The organism is Pedobacter nototheniae (genome assembly GCF_004335085.1).
Lineage (GTDB): Bacteria > Bacteroidota > Bacteroidia > Sphingobacteriales > Sphingobacteriaceae > Pedobacter > Pedobacter nototheniae.
This window is the reverse complement of the sequence record NZ_RQRS01000007.1, coordinates 134,859-157,087: the sequence shown is the minus strand read 5'-3', so window position 1 is coordinate 157,087 and position 22,229 is coordinate 134,859. Positions and strand designations below refer to the sequence as shown.

19 protein-coding genes are annotated in these 22,229 nt (G+C 34.4%); 14 read left to right on the top strand and 5 right to left on the bottom strand.

Annotated features, from left to right (window positions below):
- The first annotated feature begins 29 nt into the window (after window positions 1–29).
- Window positions 30–953, top strand: coding sequence for a helix-turn-helix domain-containing protein (locus EHC72_RS08430; protein ID WP_131537240.1), 924 nt, complete (start codon window positions 30–32; stop codon window positions 951–953).
- 89 nt (window positions 954–1,042) lie between these two features.
- On the opposite strand, the gene EHC72_RS08425 is transcribed toward EHC72_RS08430, so the two are convergent.
- The gene (locus EHC72_RS08425; protein ID WP_131537239.1) at window positions 1,043–2,161 is read right to left on the bottom strand and encodes an alpha/beta hydrolase; all 1,119 of its coding nucleotides are present in this window, start codon (window positions 2,159–2,161) and stop codon (window positions 1,043–1,045) included.
- A gap of 147 nt (window positions 2,162–2,308) precedes the next feature.
- On the opposite strand from EHC72_RS08425, the gene EHC72_RS08420 reads away from it, so the two are divergent.
- Genes EHC72_RS08420 through EHC72_RS08415 form a run of 3 tightly spaced genes read left to right on the top strand, consistent with a single transcriptional unit; the run spans window position 2,309 to window position 3,699 of the window.
- Window positions 2,309–2,674 carry a SpoIIAA family protein gene (locus tag EHC72_RS08420; protein WP_131537238.1) on the top strand — a complete coding sequence of 122 codons (366 nt, stop codon included), beginning with the start codon at window positions 2,309–2,311 and terminating at the stop codon, window positions 2,672–2,674.
- 41 nt (window positions 2,675–2,715) lie between these two features.
- Window positions 2,716–2,868, top strand: coding sequence for a hypothetical protein (locus EHC72_RS22655; protein WP_165585790.1), 153 nt, complete (start codon window positions 2,716–2,718; stop codon window positions 2,866–2,868).
- A gap of 24 nt (window positions 2,869–2,892) precedes the next feature.
- Window positions 2,893–3,699: a mechanosensitive ion channel family protein gene (locus EHC72_RS08415; RefSeq protein WP_131537237.1), complete on the top strand. Its 807-nt coding sequence runs from the start codon at window positions 2,893–2,895 to the stop codon at window positions 3,697–3,699.
- Window positions 3,700–3,707: 8 nt separating this feature from the next.
- Here the strand turns inward: EHC72_RS08415 and EHC72_RS08410 are convergent, their stop codons facing one another.
- Entirely contained in the window at window positions 3,708–4,073 is a 366-nt protein-coding gene (locus EHC72_RS08410) for a response regulator transcription factor (RefSeq protein ID WP_131537236.1), read from the bottom strand.
- Between the two features lie 132 nt (window positions 4,074–4,205).
- Between EHC72_RS08410 and EHC72_RS08405 the strand changes: the two genes are divergently transcribed.
- The 4 genes from EHC72_RS08405 to EHC72_RS08390 all read left to right on the top strand — a co-directional run bounded on the left by EHC72_RS08405 (window position 4,206) and on the right by EHC72_RS08390 (window position 7,876).
- A complete protein-coding gene (locus EHC72_RS08405; protein WP_131537235.1) occupies window positions 4,206–6,419 on the top strand; it encodes an ATP-binding protein in 2,214 nt (737 codons plus the stop codon).
- Between the two features lies 1 nt (window position 6,420).
- Window positions 6,421–6,840, top strand: a complete 420-nt coding sequence (locus EHC72_RS08400) for a response regulator (RefSeq protein ID WP_131537234.1) — start codon at window positions 6,421–6,423, stop codon at window positions 6,838–6,840.
- Window positions 6,841–6,918: 78 nt separating this feature from the next.
- Window positions 6,919–7,524 carry a biliverdin-producing heme oxygenase gene (locus EHC72_RS08395; protein ID WP_131537233.1) on the top strand — a complete coding sequence of 202 codons (606 nt, stop codon included), beginning with the start codon at window positions 6,919–6,921 and terminating at the stop codon, window positions 7,522–7,524.
- 172 nt (window positions 7,525–7,696) lie between these two features.
- Entirely contained in the window at window positions 7,697–7,876 is a 180-nt protein-coding gene (locus EHC72_RS08390) for a hypothetical protein (RefSeq protein ID WP_010602585.1), read from the top strand.
- Between the two features lie 212 nt (window positions 7,877–8,088).
- Here the strand turns inward: EHC72_RS08390 and EHC72_RS08385 are convergent, their stop codons facing one another.
- Both EHC72_RS08385 and EHC72_RS08380 read right to left on the bottom strand, forming a co-directional pair.
- On the bottom strand, window positions 8,089–9,174 hold the full coding sequence (locus EHC72_RS08385) for an HmuY family protein (RefSeq protein WP_131537232.1): 1,086 nt from the start codon (window positions 9,172–9,174) through the stop codon (window positions 8,089–8,091).
- Window positions 9,175–9,204: 30 nt separating this feature from the next.
- A complete protein-coding gene (locus EHC72_RS08380; RefSeq protein ID WP_131537231.1) occupies window positions 9,205–11,277 on the bottom strand; it encodes a TonB-dependent receptor plug domain-containing protein in 2,073 nt (690 codons plus the stop codon).
- A gap of 102 nt (window positions 11,278–11,379) precedes the next feature.
- On the opposite strand from EHC72_RS08380, the gene EHC72_RS08375 reads away from it, so the two are divergent.
- Entirely contained in the window at window positions 11,380–12,297 is a 918-nt protein-coding gene (locus EHC72_RS08375; RefSeq protein ID WP_131537230.1) for a helix-turn-helix transcriptional regulator, read from the top strand.
- Between the two features lie 28 nt (window positions 12,298–12,325).
- Here EHC72_RS08375 and EHC72_RS08370 read toward each other — a convergent pair whose 3' ends face one another.
- Complete coding sequence (locus EHC72_RS08370) at window positions 12,326–13,339, bottom strand: LacI family DNA-binding transcriptional regulator (protein WP_131537229.1); 1,014 nt, start codon at window positions 13,337–13,339, stop codon at window positions 12,326–12,328.
- A 157-nt stretch (window positions 13,340–13,496) separates the two neighbouring features.
- On the opposite strand from EHC72_RS08370, the gene EHC72_RS08365 reads away from it, so the two are divergent.
- From EHC72_RS08365 to EHC72_RS08345, 5 genes are all read left to right on the top strand, one after another.
- Window positions 13,497–14,849, top strand: a complete 1,353-nt coding sequence (locus EHC72_RS08365) for a Gfo/Idh/MocA family protein (RefSeq protein WP_131537228.1) — start codon at window positions 13,497–13,499, stop codon at window positions 14,847–14,849.
- A gap of 237 nt (window positions 14,850–15,086) precedes the next feature.
- On the top strand, window positions 15,087–15,674 hold the full coding sequence (locus EHC72_RS08360; protein WP_131537227.1) for an RNA polymerase sigma factor: 588 nt from the start codon (window positions 15,087–15,089) through the stop codon (window positions 15,672–15,674).
- Between the two features lie 135 nt (window positions 15,675–15,809).
- Window positions 15,810–16,967 carry a FecR family protein gene (locus tag EHC72_RS08355; RefSeq protein ID WP_131537226.1) on the top strand — a complete coding sequence of 386 codons (1,158 nt, stop codon included), beginning with the start codon at window positions 15,810–15,812 and terminating at the stop codon, window positions 16,965–16,967.
- A 280-nt stretch (window positions 16,968–17,247) separates the two neighbouring features.
- Window positions 17,248–20,568 (top strand): SusC/RagA family TonB-linked outer membrane protein, encoded by a 3,321-nt coding sequence (locus EHC72_RS08350; protein ID WP_211660298.1) that lies wholly within the window; start codon window positions 17,248–17,250, stop codon window positions 20,566–20,568.
- 14 nt (window positions 20,569–20,582) lie between these two features.
- The gene (locus EHC72_RS08345) at window positions 20,583–22,145 is read left to right on the top strand and encodes a SusD/RagB family nutrient-binding outer membrane lipoprotein (protein WP_131537224.1); all 1,563 of its coding nucleotides are present in this window, start codon (window positions 20,583–20,585) and stop codon (window positions 22,143–22,145) included.
- Window positions 22,146–22,229 lie beyond the last annotated feature (84 nt).

Genomic DNA, 22,229 nt, shown 5'->3' with positions numbered 1-22,229 from the left:
ATTTTACCATAAATTTAATGCAGTAGCCCATGTCTGGCATAAAAACAAAAAGAGTAAGTACAATAGTAGAGTACCATCAACTTAGGGGCTTGCCAAAACCTGAGCATCCGCTTATTAGTATTATAGATTACAGCACCATGAGGCGCCCTGCTGATATTAGCGAATTTAATTGGGTACTTGATTTTTATATGATCTCCGTAAAAAGAGGGTTAAATGGTAAGCTAAAATACGGACAGCAACAGTACGATTTTGACGATGGCTTAATGTTTTTTATTGCACCAGGGCAGGTTTTTAGGATAGAAGTAGAGCCAGAACAAAACGTTAAACGTAGTGGTTGGATGTTGCTTATTCATCCTGATTTTTTATGGAATACGCCCTTAGCTAAACAAATAAGGCAATATGAGTATTTTGATTATTCGGTAAGTGAAGCTTTATTCCTGTCTGATAAGGAGGAAAAAACCATTATTGGCGTTATACAAAATATCAAGCAAGAGTATCAATCTAATATCGATAGTTTTAGTCAGAATATAATTATAGCGCACTTAGAAGTTTTACTTAATTATTCTGAGCGGTTTTACAACAGACAGTTTCTAACGCGTAAAATTACCAATCACAAACTTTTGGATAAATTAGAAGCACTGCTAAACAAGTGGTTTGATAGTGGCGATATTTTAACCAAAGGATTACCAACGGTTAAGGATATTGCCGATGCCCTAAATGTTTCTTCAAAATACTTAAGTAGCTTATTAAAGGTGCTTACAGGCTTAACGGCACAACAACATATCCATGAAAAACTAATTGAGCATGCTAAAGAAAAATTATCTACAACCGATCTTTCTGTAGCAGAAATAGCCTATGCGCTAGGGTTTGAGCATCCACAGTCTTTTAGTAAGCTATTTAAGCTGAAAACCAATCTATCACCCGTAGAGTTTAGGCAATCGTTTTCTAATTAATTTACAAAGAAGGCATCATAAAAAAGGCTCCATCATAATTGCAATTCAATTACGATGGAGCCTTAAATTTTTTATTTTTGGGTGGTTATTTATTTAAAGGCAGCCTTTAATTGATCGGCAGCATAAGCCTGAGCTTGTTTAGCCTCGGGTACTAAAGCAGCCATACCAAAAAACTCATGTGTAACCCCTTCATAATTTTTACTATCAACCCTAACGCCTGCGGCTTTTAATTTATCGGCAAGCATTACCCCGTCATTATTTAGGGGATCAATTTCTGCTGTAATTATAGTTGTGGGCGGTAAACCTTTTAAATTAGCCTTTACTAAAGATATTCTTGGATCTTGCGCTTCAAGCATACTGTTTACATATTTTTCGGTAAACCAAGCCATCATTGCTTTATTTAAAGGTTTGGCATTAGCATAAGTTTTGTAAGATTCTGTATCCATATTAGCTTGAGCAATAGGGTATACTAAAACTTGATGTACTGGAACCATAATGTGTTTATCACGAGCCATTATAGATACGTTTGCCGCCAGGTTACCACCAGCGCTTTCGCCAACAACGGCAATCTTTGCAGGATCGGCCTTTAAGCTAACCGCATTTTTAACAGCCCATTCATAAGCACCAAAAGCATCATTATGAGCGGTTGGAAATTTATTTTCGGGAGCAAGGCGATACGCTACAGAAACCACAACGGCACCAACTTGCTCTGCCATGGCCTGTGCCGATGCATTATAAACATCAATATTGGCAATTACAAAACCCCCACCATGATAATATACAATTAATGGAAAAGGCCCTTTACCTTCTTTAGGAGTATAAACCCTTAAATGAATTTTGGCTCCATTAACATCAATATCCTTACCCATTGTATCTACTTTTGGGGCAGGTATTGTAATGTTATTTTGCTTAATCAAATCCATTACAGCATCTGTAGGTGTATGGTTTTTTCGGGCTTCAACAGCACTTAACTGCTCAATGGGTTTATCGCCATAACTGCCTAGTTTTTCTATCACGGCTTGCATTTCAGGCTTAATGGTTTTACCCCATTCAGGGGCTGGTCCAGCAGGTTTTATGCCTACAACTTTACTGGTATCACTCCTGGTTGTATCGTTAGATGTTCCGTTTTTTGAACTGCTATTACAAGCGGTAAAAATTATTCCAAGCGCACAAATTGCAGCAGGAATCTTTATAAAATTAGTTTTCATAGGGTAGTTATTCGTTTCGATAAAATTTATATCCATAACATCATCAGCTAGATAACTGTTTTAAACATTAAAACAACTTTTAAGAATTTTTTTAATTAAAAACTTCTTTTAGGATTAGTTTGTTCTAAGTAAATAATTTATAAAACTATGTTAACAGAGATAACAGGATTACCAGAAAATGTTTTTGGAGTAAGGGCAACTGGAGAAGTTGATGCCGACGATTTAAAAAATGTTTTATTACCAGGTTTAAAAAGAATAGTAGATCGCTTTGATGAAATAAGGTATTTGCTGGTATTGGATACCGATGTAAAAAACTTTACCGCAGGGGCGTGGGTGCAAGATGCAAAAGCAGGGTTGCAAAATTTTACCAAATGGAAAAAAATCGCCGTTGTTAGTCATGAAAAAGGCGTAGAATGGTTTACCGATGTTTTTACAATAGCCACACCTGGAAGCTCAAAAGGTTTTAAACCCAATGAACTGGAGCAGGCTAAAGCTTGGTTAATGCAGGATTAATAAGTTATTATTTTTTATACAGATTATTTAAAATATTCATCATGAAAAATTCAAAAACCTCAGCAGAAGAAAATAAAGCTACTGCCCCTAAAAATGCAAAGGCAAAAGGAGCAGATGATAAAACAACATCAGCCAAGGATGCTAAAAAAGTAAGTGTAAGTAAAGATCAACCTTCCAAACATAAAAAGCCCTAATTAAGAAACAAACATCCCTTTTATATGATAGCAGATACAAATAACGTTAGCCATTTTTATGATAAAGCTTATGATTGGATAATAGATAGAGGACCATCAATTTTACTCGGTTTAGGTTTACTTATTGTTGGTTTCTGGGTAATAAAGTTAATTGGAAAGTGGCTACAATCTGGCATGCATAAAAAAGATGTAAATCCATCTTTACGTCCATTTTTAACCAGCTTAATATTAATAACCTTAAAAATTATTCTGGTGCTTACCGCCACACAGGTAATTGGCTTGCAACTTACATTTTTAACCGTTCTTATAGGCGGTATAGGTGTTGCTGCGGGCTTGGCACTATCTGGTACGTTGCAAAATTTTGCCAGTGGTGTATTAATCTTATTGTTAAAACCTTTTTTGGTAGGCGATAATATTATTGCTCAAGGGCAGGAAGGCACGGTAACTTCAATACAAATATTTTATACCATTGTTACAACATTTGATAACCGTACGGTAGTTATTCCAAATAGTAAACTATCTAACGAGGTAATTATAAATATTAGTACCAAAGGGAGTAGAAGACTGGATATTGAAATGAAATTTAGCTACGGTATTGACTATGATAAGGTTGTTGCAGTTTTTAATAAAACTGTTGATGAGTTTAAAGATTGCTTAAAATCGCCCGAACGTAGAATAGGCGTTTCAGTTTTGGATGATAGTGGCTTTAAGGTAACGTTAAATGTTTGGGTAAAAGCTCATGGTTTTACAGATACCAAATTTAACTTTCAAAAGGAATTATTAGAGAATTTAAAAACCAGTGGAATTAAATTACCAGGAATGGCAGATTAATGATAACTCTATTTTAATAGAGCGTAAATTTTATCCATCAACTCATCTATATTAAAAGGCTTAGCCATAAAATCATTAGCAGCAACATCATCAAGCATGTAGTTGTTGGAGTTGTAACGGGCAGAAATCATTAAAACAGGGATGTGCGCTAGGGTCGGGTCGTTACGTAAATCCTTAAGCAAAATTCTGCCATCAACATCAGGCAGCATAATATCCATAATAATCACGTTAGGTTTTACATCACCAACGTGGTTAATAAAATCTGTACCCTTGTTTAAACCAATAACGTTAAAGGCTTCGCTTTCAAGGATTAAAGTAATTACATCTAAAATTGCATGGTTATCTTCAACCACTAAAATCGTTTTCTTAGCCAAGGGATGTTTTAATTTTCAGCAAAGATATAATAAAATCCAACTTAGAAAACTCAATTAATTAAACTTTTTGGGAGTGAAAATAAGTTTTAATACCTAAACAAATCTTATATTTTTGTGTTACTAATTCTTAATATGAATAAATTTTCTGTAGATCTTACCAACTGTGATAAAGAGCCAATCCATATACCAGGAAAAGTTCAGTCGCATGGTTTCTTAATCGCTGTTGATAAAGCAAGCTATAACATTAGTTACGTGAGTGAAAACGTATCTCAATTCATTTACAAAACCGCTAAAGATTTACTAGAAAAGCCGCTCGAAACCTTAAATACTTTTTTAAGTAAGCAAGAGCCGGATTTTAATATTGAAGATTTATTGAGGCTAGGCATTATCAGAAAAAGCTTTGATGCGATAACGCCACACCCAATTGAAATAGATGGAAAGCCGTTTTACCTGATTATTTCTTCATCCACCAATGATTGGTTGCTGGAGTTTGAACCTGTAACGCTTCAATATGATATTCAAAGTTCTGTAGGCAGATCAGCAGCAGCAATGTTGGCCAATAAAAATATTGCAGAATTGCTTAAAAGTGCAGCGGTAGAGGTTAAAAAGCTGATCAATTATGATCGGATTATGATCTATAAATTTTTGTATGATGGGCATGGAGAAGTTGTTGCAGAAGAAAAAGAGGATGATTTAGAACCTTTTTTTGGCTTGCACTACCCAGCATCAGATATACCAAAGCAAGCCCGTGAGTTGTATAAACTTAACTTAACCAGGCTTATTGCTGACGTAAATACAGAAGATGCTCCAATTTTAACTTTTAAAGAAAATACACCCCTTGATTTAACAAACGGGAGTTTGAGGGCGGTTTCACCAATCCATATTCAATATTTAAAGAATATGGGCGTTTATTCCAGTTTCAGTATTTCATTAATATTAAACGGTGAGCTTTGGGGCTTAATTGCCTGCCATAATTATAGTCCTAAATTTATTGATTATAAGGCAAGAGAAGGCTCTAAATTAATCGGACAAATACTCTCTTCAGCACTTGAATATCGCCAGGAAGAAGAGGATGCAGAAATTATAGAACAATTTAAGGATACTGCAGCCGTACTAACAGAACATTTAAATCGTGATAAGTATTTATTAGAAGCCATTACCAGCCATACCCGTACCATTTTAGATGTTACCCAAGCAACGGGTGTAGCTGTAATATTCGAAAATACCTTAAAAACATTAGGAAATGTACCAGCAGATAATGATATTTTGGACCTCGCGGCCTGGATAAAATCATCAAATGATGAGTCTATCTATTATACCCATCGCTTATCAGAAATATTTTTACCTGCTAAAAAATATAAAACTGTAGCATCAGGAATATTAGCTTGTACCTTAAGTAAAGAGCTTTCAGAATTAATTATTTGGTTTAAGCCTGAGCAAATTTCATCAGTAAATTGGGCCGGAGATCCAGAGAAACCAGTAACTCCTTCAGAAAATGGGTTGTTAAATCTTTCACCAAGAAAATCTTTTGAAACATGGTCTGAGGTTGTAAACAATACTTCAGAGCGTTGGCTACCTGAAGAAATTGCTTCAGTGTTACGCATCCGCGAGATTATTATTACAGATGTAAATAAAAAGGCTAATGAAATAAGACAGCTAAATGAAAAGCTACAAGCTGCTTATGAGGAACTTGATACTTTTAGTTACACCATTTCTCATGATTTAAGAACACCATTAACTTCTATCAAAACCTATACAGAACTGCTGTTAAAAAATAAAAGTATTGATGAGGGTGGCAGGAAAATGCTCGGTCGTATTTTAACGGGAGCGGATAAAATGAATTTTTTGATTAAGGAAATCTTAAATTTGGCAAGAGTAGGCCGTTCTGATATTAGTTTTGAAACCATTAATATGCAAAATCTTATTAATGAGGTTTGCGCAGAAGTGTGGGCTGCCTATAAAGCAGGTAATGCAGAACTGATTTTAGGTCAATTACCAGATATTAAAGGTGATAAGACTATGATTGCTCAAGTGTTTACAAATTTAATTGGAAATGCGGTTAAATACTCCCTAATGGTTGAAAAACCATGTATTGAAGTTTCTGCGTATATAGCTAATGGAGAAACAATTTACAGTATTAAAGATAATGGTATAGGAATTGATAATCGTTACTATGACCGTGTGTTTGAGTTGTTTAAACGCATGGATAATGTTAAAGAGATTGAAGGAACAGGAGTGGGATTAGCCATAGTAAAAAGAGTTGTAGAGCGCCACAATAGCAGAGTTTGGTTTGATAGTAAACTAAACGAAGGTTCTACCTTTTATGTGGCTTTTAAAAATAGATAAAATGAAAACGCCGGATATATTTTATGTAGAGGATGATGTGGATTATGCATTTTTTATGCAGAGCGCCATACAGGAGGTTAAAGATACTTTGAGCATTAGTATTGTAGAAGATGGAACCGAAGCATTGCTTAAACTTCAAAATTTTGCCGAAAGTAAAACGAAACCCAAATTAATATTATTGGATTTAAATTTACCAGGCTTGTCAGGATTGGATTTATTAAAGTTTATAAGGGATATTCCTTATTTAAAATCTATCCCAGTAATCTTATTTTCTACATCTGATAACCCTGACGATGTAAAAGCATCAATAGAATTTGGTGCCAACGCATACCTTACCAAACCCGATGGTTATGATAACCTTGTAAAGTGCGTACACTCCGTACACGACTTTTGGTTTAACCAACACCTTAGATTAAATTAATTTTTTTATAAATATTAAACAAAAGATTCGAGCCAAATTCGAGTCTTTTGTTTTTAAACCCCCGTTTGAAATTTAAATATGATCGCCAGTTTATTAAGAACAGAAACCGCTGAAAAACACAAGCAATTAGAATCCTTAATGTTTGTTAATGAGATTATGAACAATTCTTTGAGTATAAACGGCTACAAAAAACTGTTAACAATCAATTACATTATTCATCAAGAATTAGAACCTAAACTAATTCAACAGCTTAACCAGGAAATAGCTTCGAAGTTAGAAATGGACAAAAGAGTAAAGTTGCCAGCCCTGGAAAAGGATTTGCAATATTGGAAAATAGATACCAATACACGCCCTGATTTAAATTTTGAAATGTTTGTTCCAGGTAATAGCACGGCAGAAATTCTGGGTGCCCTATACGTGCTTGAAGGGGCTACATTAGGTGGAAATGTAATAAGGAAGCATATTTTAGCGAATACAAATTTTGTAAATGATGCTGCTGGCCTTAGTTATTATGGCGTTTATGGAGAAGAATTAGGTGCAAAATGGAAAACATTTGTTTCAATATTGAATGAAAGCGTTGTAGAGGCCGATTATGATAAATGCGTAAATAGCGCAAATGCCACATTTGATAATTTAATAAACTTATCAAAACAGCTAGCAGAAGAGGCAACAATTGGTGAATAATTTCAATTGGAAAAATTGAAAAATACGGTTATTGTAGTAATAGGGGCATGTTAACAGCTTAAAAATGTGCAAAACTTCTTCTAAATAAATATTAAGTTTCTCTTGTTAATTCAAGGTAAATATGTATTATTGAAAAAATAAATTTTTTAAACCTTAAAAACATCAATTAGCGATGGAAAAATTCTCAAAAGTTAAAGCTGCAGTTGCTGCTATCGAAGCAGATGTAGAAAAATTTTACAATGCTGGCAACGCAGCTGCTGGTACTCGTGTGCGTAAAGCAATGCAAGATCTTAAAGTTTTAGCACAAGAAATCCGTGCAGAAGTAACTGACAAGAAAAACTCTGGAAAATAATATTTCGCGAGTAGAAACAAAAAGGGTTCCGATATTCGGAACCCTTTTTGCATTTATAGCCTTTATATCTTGCTTTTACAGCCGTTATAATTCTGTCTAAGCATTATATCACTAGTGAATGTTTTGATATGCCCTAAAAGATAAAGCTCCCCATCGCGGGGAGCATCTATCCAACTAACAAAACATATTTTCAATAAGAGCGCTAATGTCTCTTAGGCTTTTTTAACTAATTTATATTCAATCACTGGTTTACCACGCGTACCACCATCATTAGAAATAAAGCTTACAAATTTTAGTTTATAAACGTTTCCTGCGCCATCTTTAATAACATAAAAACGATCTGATTTTACTCCTAACGGACCGTTAGAGGTAAATCTCCAGTTTCCGGCAATTACATCACGCTCTGATTTAAAAACAACATTGGCAATATCTGATTCTTTGAAATTGGCATAACTTACTGTTGAAGTAAGTATTTCTCCAGCCTGAACTCCTGCAATGAAGTTTATTACTACGAAGTCAGAAAAAGTATAGGGTACAAAATCAAGTGGCGCAGGTTTGTCTGTTGCTGCCCTGTAAGTATTTAATCCCCATTGTATGTCCCAGTCAGCTTTTGTCGGTTCTGCATTTACAATACCGTTTACGAATGAAACTGTTTTAAAGTTATAATTGGCATCTTTAGCAATAGCTAGAGTTTTAAATGTGGTTTCATTAATTTTAGCATATTGTAAAATATAACCGTTTGCATTACGTAAAATACGCACTTTTTGCCAACCTCTGTTTTCAGTAGAGCCAGCTGTTCCACGATTGATAATGTAAACTTTATTATTGGCATCAGTTGCAGAGATTTCTTTGATCACTGTTCCTGCTAAGTAAGTAGATTTTGTACCTAAAACAGGATCAACATGTGTAAGTGTGCCAGCCCCTTGACCAATAGTAAGTGTCGTATTTAGTGCTAAACTTATTGTATCTTGAGCTGTAACTTGATTAAGATCTGTTTTCTCAAGGGCAACAGCAGCACTTCCCATAGTACTATTTAAGATCACGCGAAATTCATCTCCACTGTAAAAACCTAAATCCCATGATGCTCTGACAACTGAGGTTTGTTTATCCTTGCTCAAATCAACAAATACGCTGTTACCTGCACTGCTGCCTAATTCAGCACCAATTAATCCATTTAAAGTTAGCGTACTACCATCAGAAGGCGGGACTACAATAACAGGTTCGTTGCTATCTTTTTTACAAGCTGTAAATGTGGCTGCAACGATAGCCATAGCAATAATTGAGTTAAATTTATTCATGTTTCCTTTTTTTTGTATTATGATGATTTATTAAAATTTGCTCCAGTTATAGGTTAAACCAACAATGTAAGATCGGCCGTAGTTATAAGGCAGTGAAGTACCACCCGTGCTATGTGCGCCACCAGTTGCGGTTGAGGTATTGGTTAATTGTGTTACATTAAATAAGTTTTTTATACCAGCATTAATATTTAAACCTTTGTATAACTTCTTGTTAATCATTAAATCAGCAAGGTTGTATGCACCAACTTCTCCTAATGTTGCTGTTTGCACGTTATTTAGAGTAGTTAACTGGTAGCTTGGTTTTTTACCTACATATTTATAAAAAACACTTATGGTTCCGTTAATTTTAGGAAAACTGTAAGAGACGCTTGCATTTATTTCAGCACTCCAAACAAAATCTGGAATATCAAGTGTAGGAGAGTCTTCTAATATTTCATTGTAATTGCCAATGTATGAGAAACCTAATGAGGCTATTATGTTTTTGAAAACCAAGCTGTTTTCCAAAGTTCCACCTGTTGTTTTGGATTTCGATACGTTAAGTAATGTAGTAATTTGTGGATTTGCAGGGTCGGTAGCAAATATGATTCGATTCTTATATTTAGAGTAAAAACCAGATAGTGTAGAGCGGAATTGGATATCTTTTTCTTGTACACCCGCCCATGCTAACGAAGCATTAAAACTGTTTGATTGTTCAGCTTTTAAATTAGGATTACCATATATGTTGTGACTGGCATCAACAAAATCATAATAAAGTTCACGTAAAGCTGGTGATCTAAAGCCACGAGCATAAGAAAGGCGGAAATCCAAACTTTTACTTAGGCTAAATTTGGTATTTATGGATGGAACAACGGGTGCTTTATAAACGGAGTTTTTAATAATCCTTAATCCCGGACGGATATTAATGCCTTCAATGGGTTTAATTTCAGATGATAAGAAAAAAGCATAATCATTAATTACTGGTGATCCAGTTATCCTTGCACCACTTGCTGCATCATGGTTAAATTCAAAACCAGGTTGAAAGGAAACATATTGATTGTAAATATATTGCGCTGTAGATCTGAAAATAATAGATTTAAACTTCGCAACATCCTGTTCGCCCGCTGCAGTAGTTAATTCCTCTGTGTTATTGGTAAAATCATGTATTACCGTGCGTGTTCCTCTTTGCAAATCGGTATAACCAGCAATACCAGTAAAACTAAGCTTGTTATTAACTTTCCATTCAGATTGAACTTGTTGCGTATAACGGTTTGTTGTATAGGTTTGAAGTCGGCCTCTATAATTATTAGGGTTTATTCCATTTCGAACATCAATGGTTTCTTTTAAACCATCCAGGCGGTACCAAATATTAAAGTTATCGTTTCTATATCCAATTTTTGTATTGCCAAACCATTGTTCTTTTGGCTTCCAGCGGTTAGTGTTTGAGTTAACTTCATCAATAGTTGCAGTTTTCGAAGCCAAGTTCCATCCACCGAAATCATTATGTGTAAAGCCAACTAAAGCATTCCAACCTTTATTTTGCCAGCTTAAACCAACATTTTGTATGTGATTTCCTTTATCACTAAAAGCTTCATACTCTTTGCCTGCGGTTTCTTCTTGCACCCTTGCCGTAATGTTTAATAAAGATTTACCTGCACCTTTAGTAATAATGTTTACAACGCCAGCCAATGCATCTGTACCGTAAACAACAGACATTGGCCCTTCTATAATTTCAATACGCTCAATAGTATTAACATCAATTTGGCCTAAACTTTCTCGTGCATCAGAACGATCAACCATGGGTACGCCATCCAGTAGTATTTTAATATTTCTACCACTCATTCCCATTAATTGTACATCACTTACACCTAAAGTTAAATCATTGCTAAAACGAAAACCTAACTCAGTATTTAATATCTGCTGTACATTTGTTGCCGCTCTTAATGCTATTTTTTCTGCACTGATTGTGCGTACGTTATACACAGAATTTTTTAAAGACTGTGGACCAAATTGCCCCGTAACCACTACATCCTTTAAGTTATTTGTTTTAGTTGTATCTACTTTCGGGGCCTGCCCAAATGCAATAAAACCAGTTAATAATAAGGCAATTGATAAATATATCTTCATTTATTTAGACTAATTATAAATAATTGTGCAAATTTGTCAATAATCATTCTAAACTGATAACGTCAAACGGATAATTTATACCGTTAAACGGATTAAATAATTATGGAATTAAAACTCTCAGAACATATTTCAGGAAACATTATTTACAAAAACACTTATCCCGAAAATTTTGACGGAAAACACGACATCGATGCAGAAGAATATTGTGTAACGGATGAAGCTTTACAAGTTCATTTTAAAGAAAAATGGTTTCTTGGGATACACATTAGTATTGTTTCTGTAACGGCCAGAGTTGGTAAATTTTCTTTTGAAGTAAAGCATAAGCACATTGGCTTTTTGTATAATATGGATGGCATTTTAAATATCCATACGGGTGAAAATACAATCAGTATCAACAAAAACCAACAATATATATCTTTCAACTTACCTATATGCCTAACATTTAATGAGCAGGCAAAATTTGTTTATATACAATTAACACCAGCTTATTATCGCCAGTTAACTAATGGATTGTTTAAACAAGAACTCCTTGCCAGTTGCCAATCTAATATACCCACTGAAATTAATTTGGTAATACAATCGATAATCAACCAAAAATATGCTGGACGAATAAAAAGGTTATTTCTGGAATCAAAGGTGTATGAATTAATAATCTTTTATGCGCAAATAAATAATTATTTGACAACGATTTCATTGAAACAGGTTGATGTTGAGAAAATTTTGCTTGCAAAAAAGCTTGTTGAAAGTGATTTACAAAACCCCAATTCACTTTTAGAGCTATCACGAAAGGCTGGAATAAATGATTACAAGTTGAAAAAAGGATTTAAGGAAATAACTGGGCACACCGTTTTTGGCTATTTATATAAGTTACGAATGGAGAAGGCACATTTTATACTCGCTAATGAAAAGAAAACCGTAAATGAAGTTGCCTTTTTAGTTGGTTATAAAAACCCACAACATTTTATTGTAGCTTTTAAAAAACAGTACAATATTTTACCAGGAAGTTTGAATAAATCTTAAAACTCAACGCAAACGTTTGAGTCGTTTATTATTTTTCAGAATTTATAATCAAATCCGACTCTACCAGGGTATTATAAAAGGCTTGATTTTCTGTATTAGGGCTATTAATTAAATCTAACAAGATGTTTGCTGCCTTTTGTCCCTGTAAATAAGGATATTGCTCTATAGATGCAATTGGAGTATGATCTAAATAACTTATAAAAGGTAAGTTGGCGAAACTAACCACATCAAAATCATTAACAACGTTGGCTTTTTTCAAGTATTTAATTAAGAAAAGGGCAACATAATCGTTAAAAGTTACAATAGCAGTTGGTTTACGTTTGTGATTAATAAATTGATTTGCAGCCTCTATTGTCCCTTTTTCAGTTAAATCGCAGTTTACAATTAAGGAAGGATCAAATTTTAAGCGATTAAATGTTATCGCTTGCATATAACCTTCTTTACGCTCTTCGCTGGCAAATAGGGTTGAAGGACCATTAATCATTCCGATAGTTCTGTGACCTTTTTTTAGTAGAAAATTAACGGCCTTTACAGTTGCATTTTCAATGCTACAGGCAACATAATGCACATTTTTAAAAGGAGGGATGCGATCAAAAAATACAACAGGAATATTAAAAGAGTTTAAGCGTTCAAAATGGTCAAATTTAGAAGTATCCTTGCTAATTGATACGAGAAGACCATCAACACGCTGGTTTTTCATTTTTTCTACCAATTTTACTTCCTGCTCATAATCATCATGAGATTGAGCAAAAATAACAGTATAGTTTTTCTTTAAAGCTTCATCTTCAATTGCAGAGATTGCAGTAGAGAAAAAATGTTCAGAAAGTTCGGGTAAGATAACACCTATTGTATAAGTTTTACCTTTTTGAAAGAGAATTGCTGCGTTATTTGGTTGATAATTTAAAGATTGAGCTAGTTGTTTAATTTTTTCTCTGGTTACAGCACCAATACTTGGATGATCATGTAAACCCCTTGATACACTTGAAGGTGAGATGTTTAAAATTTTAGCAATTTCTTTAATTGTTGTTGGTTTCGATGACATATTAAGCACTAAACTACATTAAATTCTTCCAATCGTAATAATACGAAATTAATCAAACGTTTGCGTAGTTTTTTTTAAGCTGATTTTTTTCAGTCATAGTAAATATCTATACATTCGAATAAAATCAATTAAAACCTATACACACAATAACCAAATTATGAATAGAAGAGATTTTGTGAGAAACGCAGGATTAACTACAGCGGCTTTCGCAGCTATCCCAGATCAAAGCCTATTTGCTTCATCAGCGCCAGAAAAAATTAAAGTTGTAATGATAGGCGTTGGTCTTCGCGGTCAAAACCATTTATCTTTATTATTAAAAAGAGACGATGTAGATTTAGTTGCCATTTGCGATGTAGATGATCGTATGCTCCAAATGAGTAAGGCTATTATTGCTAAAAGTGGTAAACCTATGCCTAAAATTTATACGGGCAGCAATGATGCATGGAAAAAAATGCTTGAATTAAAGGGCATTAAAGCAGTAGTAATTGCCACTCCATGGGAATTTCATAAACCAATGATTTTAGGGTCAATCGATGCTGGGATTAAATATGTTGCTACAGAAGTTATTCTTGGAATAAATATTCAGGATCATTGGGACGTTGTACACGCTGCAGAAAAAAATGATGCACATGTTATGATGCTCGAAAATGTTTGCTATCGCAGAGATGTAATGGCGGCACTAAATATGGTTAGACAAGGTGTTTTTGGTGAGATTTTACACCTACAAGGAGGCTATCAACATGATTTAAGAGAAGTTAAGTTTAATGATGGCGTTAATCCTTACGGGCACGGCGTTGAGTTTGGTGAAAAAGGATTTTCTGAAGCCAAATGGAGAACAAATCACTCCGTACATCGCAATGGCGATTTATATCCAACACATGGTATTGGGCCAGTTGCACAATGTATTAATGTAAACCGTGGAAATCGATTTTTAAAGCTGAATTCTTTCGCCACAAAATCAAGAGGATTGCATAATTACATCGTTGAAAAAGGCGGTGCCGATCATCCAAATGCAAAGGTTAATTTTAGATTAGGCGATATTGTAACCACAACAATAGACTGTGCAAATGGCGAAACCATTATTTTACAGCACGATACCAATTTGCCAAGACCATATTCGTTAGGATTTAGAGTACAAGGAACTAAAGGTTTATGGATGGATGTAAACAGCAGCATTTATGTGGAAGGTGTAAGCAAGCCACATACCTGGGATAAAGCAAAGGAATGGTTGGATAAATACGATCATCCACTGTGGAAAAAATATGGTAATGATGCGCAAGGAGCAGGACACGGTGGTATGGATTTTTTCGTGATCCACGCATTTATAGAAGCCGCGAAACGCAATGAGCCAACACCACTTGATGTTTATGATGCAGCAGCGTGGAGCGCCATTACACCATTAAGCGAGCAATCTATCGAAATGGGCAATGAAACCATAGATTTTCCAGATTTTACTGGCGGAAACTGGATGCATAGAAAGCCTATTTTTGCGCTCAACGACGATTACTAAGTTATAATGCCCAAATAATACCCTTAAAATGCCCCTGTAAAAAGGGGTATTTTTTTTATTGTTAAATTTTAAAACCAAATTTTTATTAAGTTTACTTTAGGTTAATATTAACTATGTTACTTTGATGCTTGAATATAATTAAAACCTATCGTGTTGTATTTTCCCTATTTAATTCTCTCTTATTGTTCAAAAATATTGAAAGCATGTGTTACAATTAACTCATTGTTTTAAAATAATATGTATCAGGAATTAGATAGTAACTTTTTTATTTTAGTAAAGCTAAATAAAGAAAAAGCCTTTCAGCTTGTGTTCGATGCATATTGGCATCCATTATACAAGCAGGCTTTTAAAAAGGTTCAATGTAAAGATCTTGCTCAAGATATTGTTCAGGATGTATTTATCTGTCTATGGGATAAAATAGAATGGCTTGATGCCGAAGGAAGTGTTTTGGCGTATGCACATGCAATTTTGAGGAATAAAATTTTTAAGCTTTACGAAAAGAGTGAGGTTAGATTGCGTTATGCTTTGAGTGTTACTGCAATGGAAACTCCTTCCGATCAATATTCTCAGCATGCTATTTTAGAGAAAGAGTTAAAAGCAATTATAGATCAGGAAATAGAACGTATGCCACCGAGGATGCGGGAAATCTATATTCTTAAAAAAGAAGACGATTTATCCATCAAACAAATTGCTGAAGATTTGGCAATATCCGAGCAAACTATAAAAAATCAACTTCAAATGGCATATCAAAGATTAAGAGATCGTGTTAAAAGCTACGATTCTTCTCTTGCCATTTTAGCAATACTTATTGCTAAACATTTATAGTTTTAACCGTATCAATTAATTTTATTCTTATACCAAGCTATCTAAAGACCGTTTTTTCTAATAAAAATAAAAAAATAAATACCTCATGGTACTTTATTGCGGTTGAACGGATATACTAACAAAGACCCAATAATTTTGAATCAAGAAGAATTACAAAGCTTATTAAATAAATACAATAACAAAACGGCTACACCGGAAGAAAAACGGAAGTTGGAGTTTTGGTATGATGGCATAAATGGGCACGATTTAGAAAGTAACTCTGATGAAATAACTCAACTTAAAAGTGAAATATTTGGTCGTATTACTTCTAAAATAGAAAATAAAAACAAGGTAGCTACTTTAAAAAACAGAAATAAGGTTTTAGCTATGTTTATTGCCAAAGCAGCAATTTTAGTTGCCATTTTATCTGTAGGCATATTCTTTTACTTAAAACAAAACGATTTCGTACCAAATGCTTCGCCAGTAATTGGGATTGCAAAAACAACCATAAAACCAGGTGGCAATAACGCAGTTTTAACCCTTGCAGATGGTTCAACTATAATTTTAAATAATGCAGCGAATGGAGAAATTGGCAATCAACCGGGGGTAACCATTACAAAAACTAAGAGTGGCGAATTGGTTTATTCTTTTGTGGGGCAAACAAATGTAAAAAATGCCAGCATTAATATGGTAAGTACGCCAAAAGGAGGGCAGTATCATTTAATACTGATCGATGGAACTAATGTTTGGCTAAATGCAAATTCATCCATAAAATTTCCGGCGGCTTTTTCGGGTAATGATCGTAAAGTTGAGGTAACTGGAGAAGTTTATTTTGAGGTTTTTAAAAATAAAATCAAGCCATTTATTGTAAGCACACCACAATCTGAAATAAAAGTATTGGGTACACATTTTAATGTAAATACTTATCAGGATGAGGCTTACGAAAGAACAACTTTATTGGAAGGCTCAATAGAGCTTAAAAAAGGACAAGAGAAAACAATTTTAGTGCCTGGTAAGCAATCACTTATTGCTAAAAATTCTCCTCAAATAAAACTAAGGGATATTGATGATTTAGAAGCCGTTATTGCATGGAAAAACGGGTATTTTCAATTCGATCATGCCGATTTGCAATCTGTAATGCGCCAGATATCCCGTTGGTATAATGTTAATGTAAACTATAATGGCTCCATTCTAAATAAGGAATATTCGGGCAAAATTCCACGCATCGTTACGGCAGAAAAGTTGATTGAAATGCTAAGTTTTTCGGGGATTAAATGTAAGATAGAGAACAACCAAATAACTGTAAATCCATAATACAAAACTAGAGCAAACCCTTTAAACTAACTATTAATGAAGAAATAATACAAAACCTACCTTATTCATTAATCTCAACTAAATAAAAAAAACGAGAAGTGTTCGTACCACTTCCCGTCTTAAAGTTTGGGATTACCTCCTGCCAGGAAAAATCCTCAGCAGGCACACTAAGTTATCTAAGCTATAATGTTTAAAACCCAAATTCAAAGTTATGAATTTTAGTACATTCTTTAGTACTGTATTTAGGCTACAGTACAAACCAAAACAAATAATATTGGTAATGAAGCTAACAACAATACTTTTACTTGCTACACTTTGTCAAGTTAGCGCAAGTGTTTATAGCCAAAACATCACCTTAAAACAGAAAAACGCCACCATTGGGGCAATTTTTAAATCGATTGAAAAACAAAGTGATTACGTGTTTCTTTATGATAATCTTGAACTTGAAAAGGCTCAAAAAATAAATATTGACGTAAAGGATATGTCGATATTTGAAGTATTGAGTATATGCTTTAAAGATCAGCCATTAAGTTACAAAATATTCGAAAAAACAATTGTTCTTCGTAAAAAGGATCAAATTAGTTATCCCAATTTTTTTGAAGTAATTCGTGGAAAGGTCACAGATGAAACAGGATTTCCGATTGTTGGCGTCAGTATTTTAATTAAAGGAACCAAAATTGGTGCTACAACAGATGCAAATGGAGCTTTCTCCATCAACGCACTAAAAGGAAGCACTTTAGTTATCTCTTATATTGGCTACACTACAAAAGAGATTACCGTTGGTGATGATAAAAGCTATAATATTAGCTTACAGGTAGCTACAAACAGCTTAACCGATGTGGTTGTTACTGCTTTAGGTGTAAAACGGTCTGAAAAATCTTTAGGTTATGCGGTTCAAAAAGTTGCAGGTAAAGATTTACAAACTGTTAAAGGGGTTGATATCGGCACCTCCTTAACAGGGAGAATATCTGGATTGGTAATTAAAAATTCAACTGAATTTAATGCCAAACCAACTATCGAATTGAGAGGCGAAAGCGCTTTATTAGTTATTGATGGTGTACCTTACGAAAACTTAACACTTAGAGACGTGCCTACCGATGATATTGAGAGCATGGATATTCTAAAAGGACCAACAGCATCCGCATTGTATGGCTCAAGAGCATATGGTGGCGTACTTTTAATTACCACTAAAAAAGGAGCAGGGTCAAAAGGATTTTCTATTGAGTTAAATAGCAATACCATGGCTAGCTTAGGTTATTTGGCTATCCCTAAAGTTCAGAGTTCTTATGGCCGTGGACAAAATGGTGTTTTAGATAACGATTACGTTTGGGGCCCAAAATTAGATGTTGGAACTACCGCTACAGATTGGAATCCCGCTACCAAGCAATTCGAACCAAATCGCCCTTTAGTTTCTGTTGGAAAAGATAACCTTAAAAACTTTATGAATACAGGTTTAGTATTTAACAACAACATCAGCTTAGCGCAAACAGGTGACAATGGAAGTTTCAGAATCGGCTTGAATGACATTTATAATAAAGGCGCTTTTCCAAACCAAAATCTGAATATGATTAACTTAACCCTTGCTGGTGAAATTAAGATCAATGATAAATTTAAATTGGAAAGTCATGTTGGTATAGGCAGGCGTTGGGCAGATCAAATATGGGGTGGAGGTTATGGAAATCAAGGTTATTTGTATCAGCTTGTAATGTGGACTGGTCCTGAATACGACGTAAGAGATTATAAGGATTACTGGAAAGTGCCTAATAAAACACAAAACTGGATGTACACCAATTGGTATGATAATCCATATTTAATTGCATATGAGAAGCTAAATGGTTATCAGGAAAATACTCTAAATGCAAATGTTACAGCAACTTATCAGTTTAATAAAGATTTTAGTTTATTGGCTCGTTTAGGTTATGACAACTACAATAATAAAACAACTTTTAGAAACCCAACAGCCAACATTTACTCTACAAGGGGTGGAGCGGTTAATGGCACCGGCTGGAATGCAAAGGGAATGTATTCAATTGGCGATAAACGCGGTTTTAGTACAAATAACGATGTTATTTTAAGCTACAAGAAAAAGCTAAATAAATGGACTGTTGATGCATTGGCGGGTGGTACAATTTTCTACTATACGAAGGAAGAATTAAGAGGAACAACAAAAAATGGATTAATTAGTCCAACTTTTTATTCACTTGCTGGGTCGATTGAGCCACCAACTGTTGCTCAAATATATGAATCAAGACAAATAAATAGTGTGTACGGCAGGGCTTCTTTTGGTTGGAATGATGCCGTATTTTTAGATTTTACAGGTAGAAACGATTGGAATTCATCGCAGCCAAAATCCTCACGTTCCTATTTTTATCCTTCAATTGGATCAAGTGTAGTGCTTTCGGAGTTAATTACTATGCCGAAAGTAATTGATATGTTTAAATTAAGAGGATCGTGGGCGGTGTTTAAAAGTGCTTTTGATCCATATGCAATTAATAGGGCTTATGGCACAACAACCGCTGCATGGAATGGACTTAACTCTGCCAGTTATCCATCTTATTTAATCGGCGAAGGACTTTTACCAAGTTCTCAAAGAACTTATGAAATTGGTACAGCTGGTTATTTATTAAATAAACGTTTGCATTTCGATGTAGCTTACTTCAATAAATATTACTACAACAGGCAAACGGATCTTAAAGAGAATGGAAACACCGCTTATCTTCCAGGGTCAAGCGGTTTCAACATGGCAATTGTAAATACACAAGAAACATACGAAAGACGAGGTTTAGAGATTACAGTTGATGGATCGATCATTAAAAATAAAAACTTCGAGTGGCATTCAACAATCAACTGGTCTAAACAACACCGTTATTATGTAAATCTAGATCCTGTTTATTCTCCTGATAATTTATGGGTTAAAAAAGGAGAACGCTTAGATACTTATACCGGTAATTATTGGCTAAAAGATCCAAACGGAAATGTAATTTATGAAAGTGGCTTGCCTGTTTGGAGTGATTATGTTAAAAAATATGGTTACGGTGATCCCGATTTTAGTTTCGGTTTTATCAATAACTTCACCTACAAAAACTGGAATCTTGGTCTTAATATAGATGGCCGCATTGGTGGTTTAATGTACAACTATATATACGATAAAATGTGGGATTCTGGTACCAACCCAGAAAGCGATAATATTTATAGATACAACCAAGTAGTTTTAAAGCAAAATAATTTTGTTGGTCAGGGAGTAAAAGTTATTTCTGGAAATGTTACTTATGATAAATACGGACAAATTACCAGTGATACCCGTAAGTATGCAACTAATGATACGCAAATTGGTTACCAGGATTATGCTCAATGGTATCGTGGTGGAGATGCTGGTATTCAAAATGAATCTTTTATCAAATTGCGTGAAGTTTCTTTAGGCTACCGTTTCCCCGCTAAATTACTTGAAAAAGTAGGAATGAAAAGCGCTTCTTTTTCTTTAACCGGACAAAATTTATTTATGTGGACCAACTTTAAGTTTTCTGATCCTGATGTGGATACTGAAAATCTAAACTCTCCTTCAATGAGAATGGTTGGTTTTAATTTAAAAGTTGGATTCTAATAAAAACTAATCTCATGAAAAATAAATTAATAAAATATATATTAATAATTCCTGTAATGGTTTTATTAACAAATGGTTGTAACAAGTTCGATTCTATTAATACCAATCCAAATGTAACTACTCAAGTAAGCTCTGCCATGCTTGCTACTGGAATGATTTTGAATATTACCAGAAGCGATATCAGCTCTCAAAAAAGTTTTATGCAGCCTTCTTTACTCGGTAAATATATGACTTGGGGCGAAGGACAGGAGAATTTCCAGTATAATAAAATAGGAAGAACAGACTTTAACAGAATTACTTTATTGCGCAACATTACGCCGATGATTAATAATGCAACTAGTGATGGTTTAAAAAAGTCGTACACTGCTTTAGGACATTTTATGAGAGCATGGCAGTTTTATATGACTACAATTCAAGTAGGAGATATTCCATTTACTGATGCCGTTAAAGGTGAGTCAGAAAATATTTTAAAGCCAAAATACGATTCACAAAAAACGGTTTTCTTAGGTATATTGAATGAATTAGATCAAGCAAATCTATTATTCGCCGATGGTGCAAACTTTGAAGGCGATCCAGTTTATGCTGGTAAAGTTGATAATTGGAGAAGACTTACCAATAGCTTTGAATTACATGTTTTAATTAATCTGTACAAAAAAACTGCAGATGCTGATTTAAAGGTAATTGAGCGCTTTAAAGATATTGTAACCAATAGACCATTGATGCGTGATTATAAAGATAATTTTGCATTGACTTACAACGCAACTGCTGGTCAAAATTATCCTTGGAGCGATGTTCCGGCAGGATCTGGAAATTCTTTCGTTAAGTCGAATTATACCATGTTAACCAACGTGTTATTAGAACCATTAAAAGCTTTAAAAGATCGACGATTGTTTTATTTTGCTAAGCCATCACCAGTAAAAATAACAGCTGGTTTAAGCGAAACTGATTATAACGCTTATCCAAGTATAGAGCCTTCTGATTCTTTCTCAAGCTTACAAACTCGTAGGGTAAATAAAGATTATACCGATATTAACAACCGCTATGTGCAACTGGTAAACGCCGAACCTGTAAGTGTTTTTAGTTACTGGGATTTGCAATTTATTTTGGCGGAGGCTGCTGTAAGAGGGTGGATAACAACTATGCCAGCCCAAGCCTATTATGCCGCAGGGATTACAAACTCTATGAATTCTATTGCAGCAAACACTCCAGATGTGGCAGATTATCACCACAATATGAAAATGGATGCCGCTTATATTGCCGCTTATCCAACTACAACAGGAGTGGCTTTAGCAGGAACAACTGAAGAGCAAATAAGCCAGATCATTACGCAAAAATATTTAGCAAATTTCCTTCAAGGCAGTAAGTACCAAGCCTGGTTTGAGAACAGAAGAACAGGATACCCTGTTTTTAAACTTAATTCAACAACCAATTTAAATACGCCATCAACAAACTTTCCATTAAGGTGGTTATATCCATCAAATGAGTTAAGTTATAATTCGGTAAATTTAGATGCCGCCGTTGCCAGTCAATATAATGGCAGCGATGATGTTAATCTAACCATGTGGCTTTTAAAATAATATAAACCTCTAAATTAGTTCTCTTAAGCCCTTCAAAAATTGAAGGGCTTTTTTTATAAGCAAAATTCAGCTTACTTTAGCTTA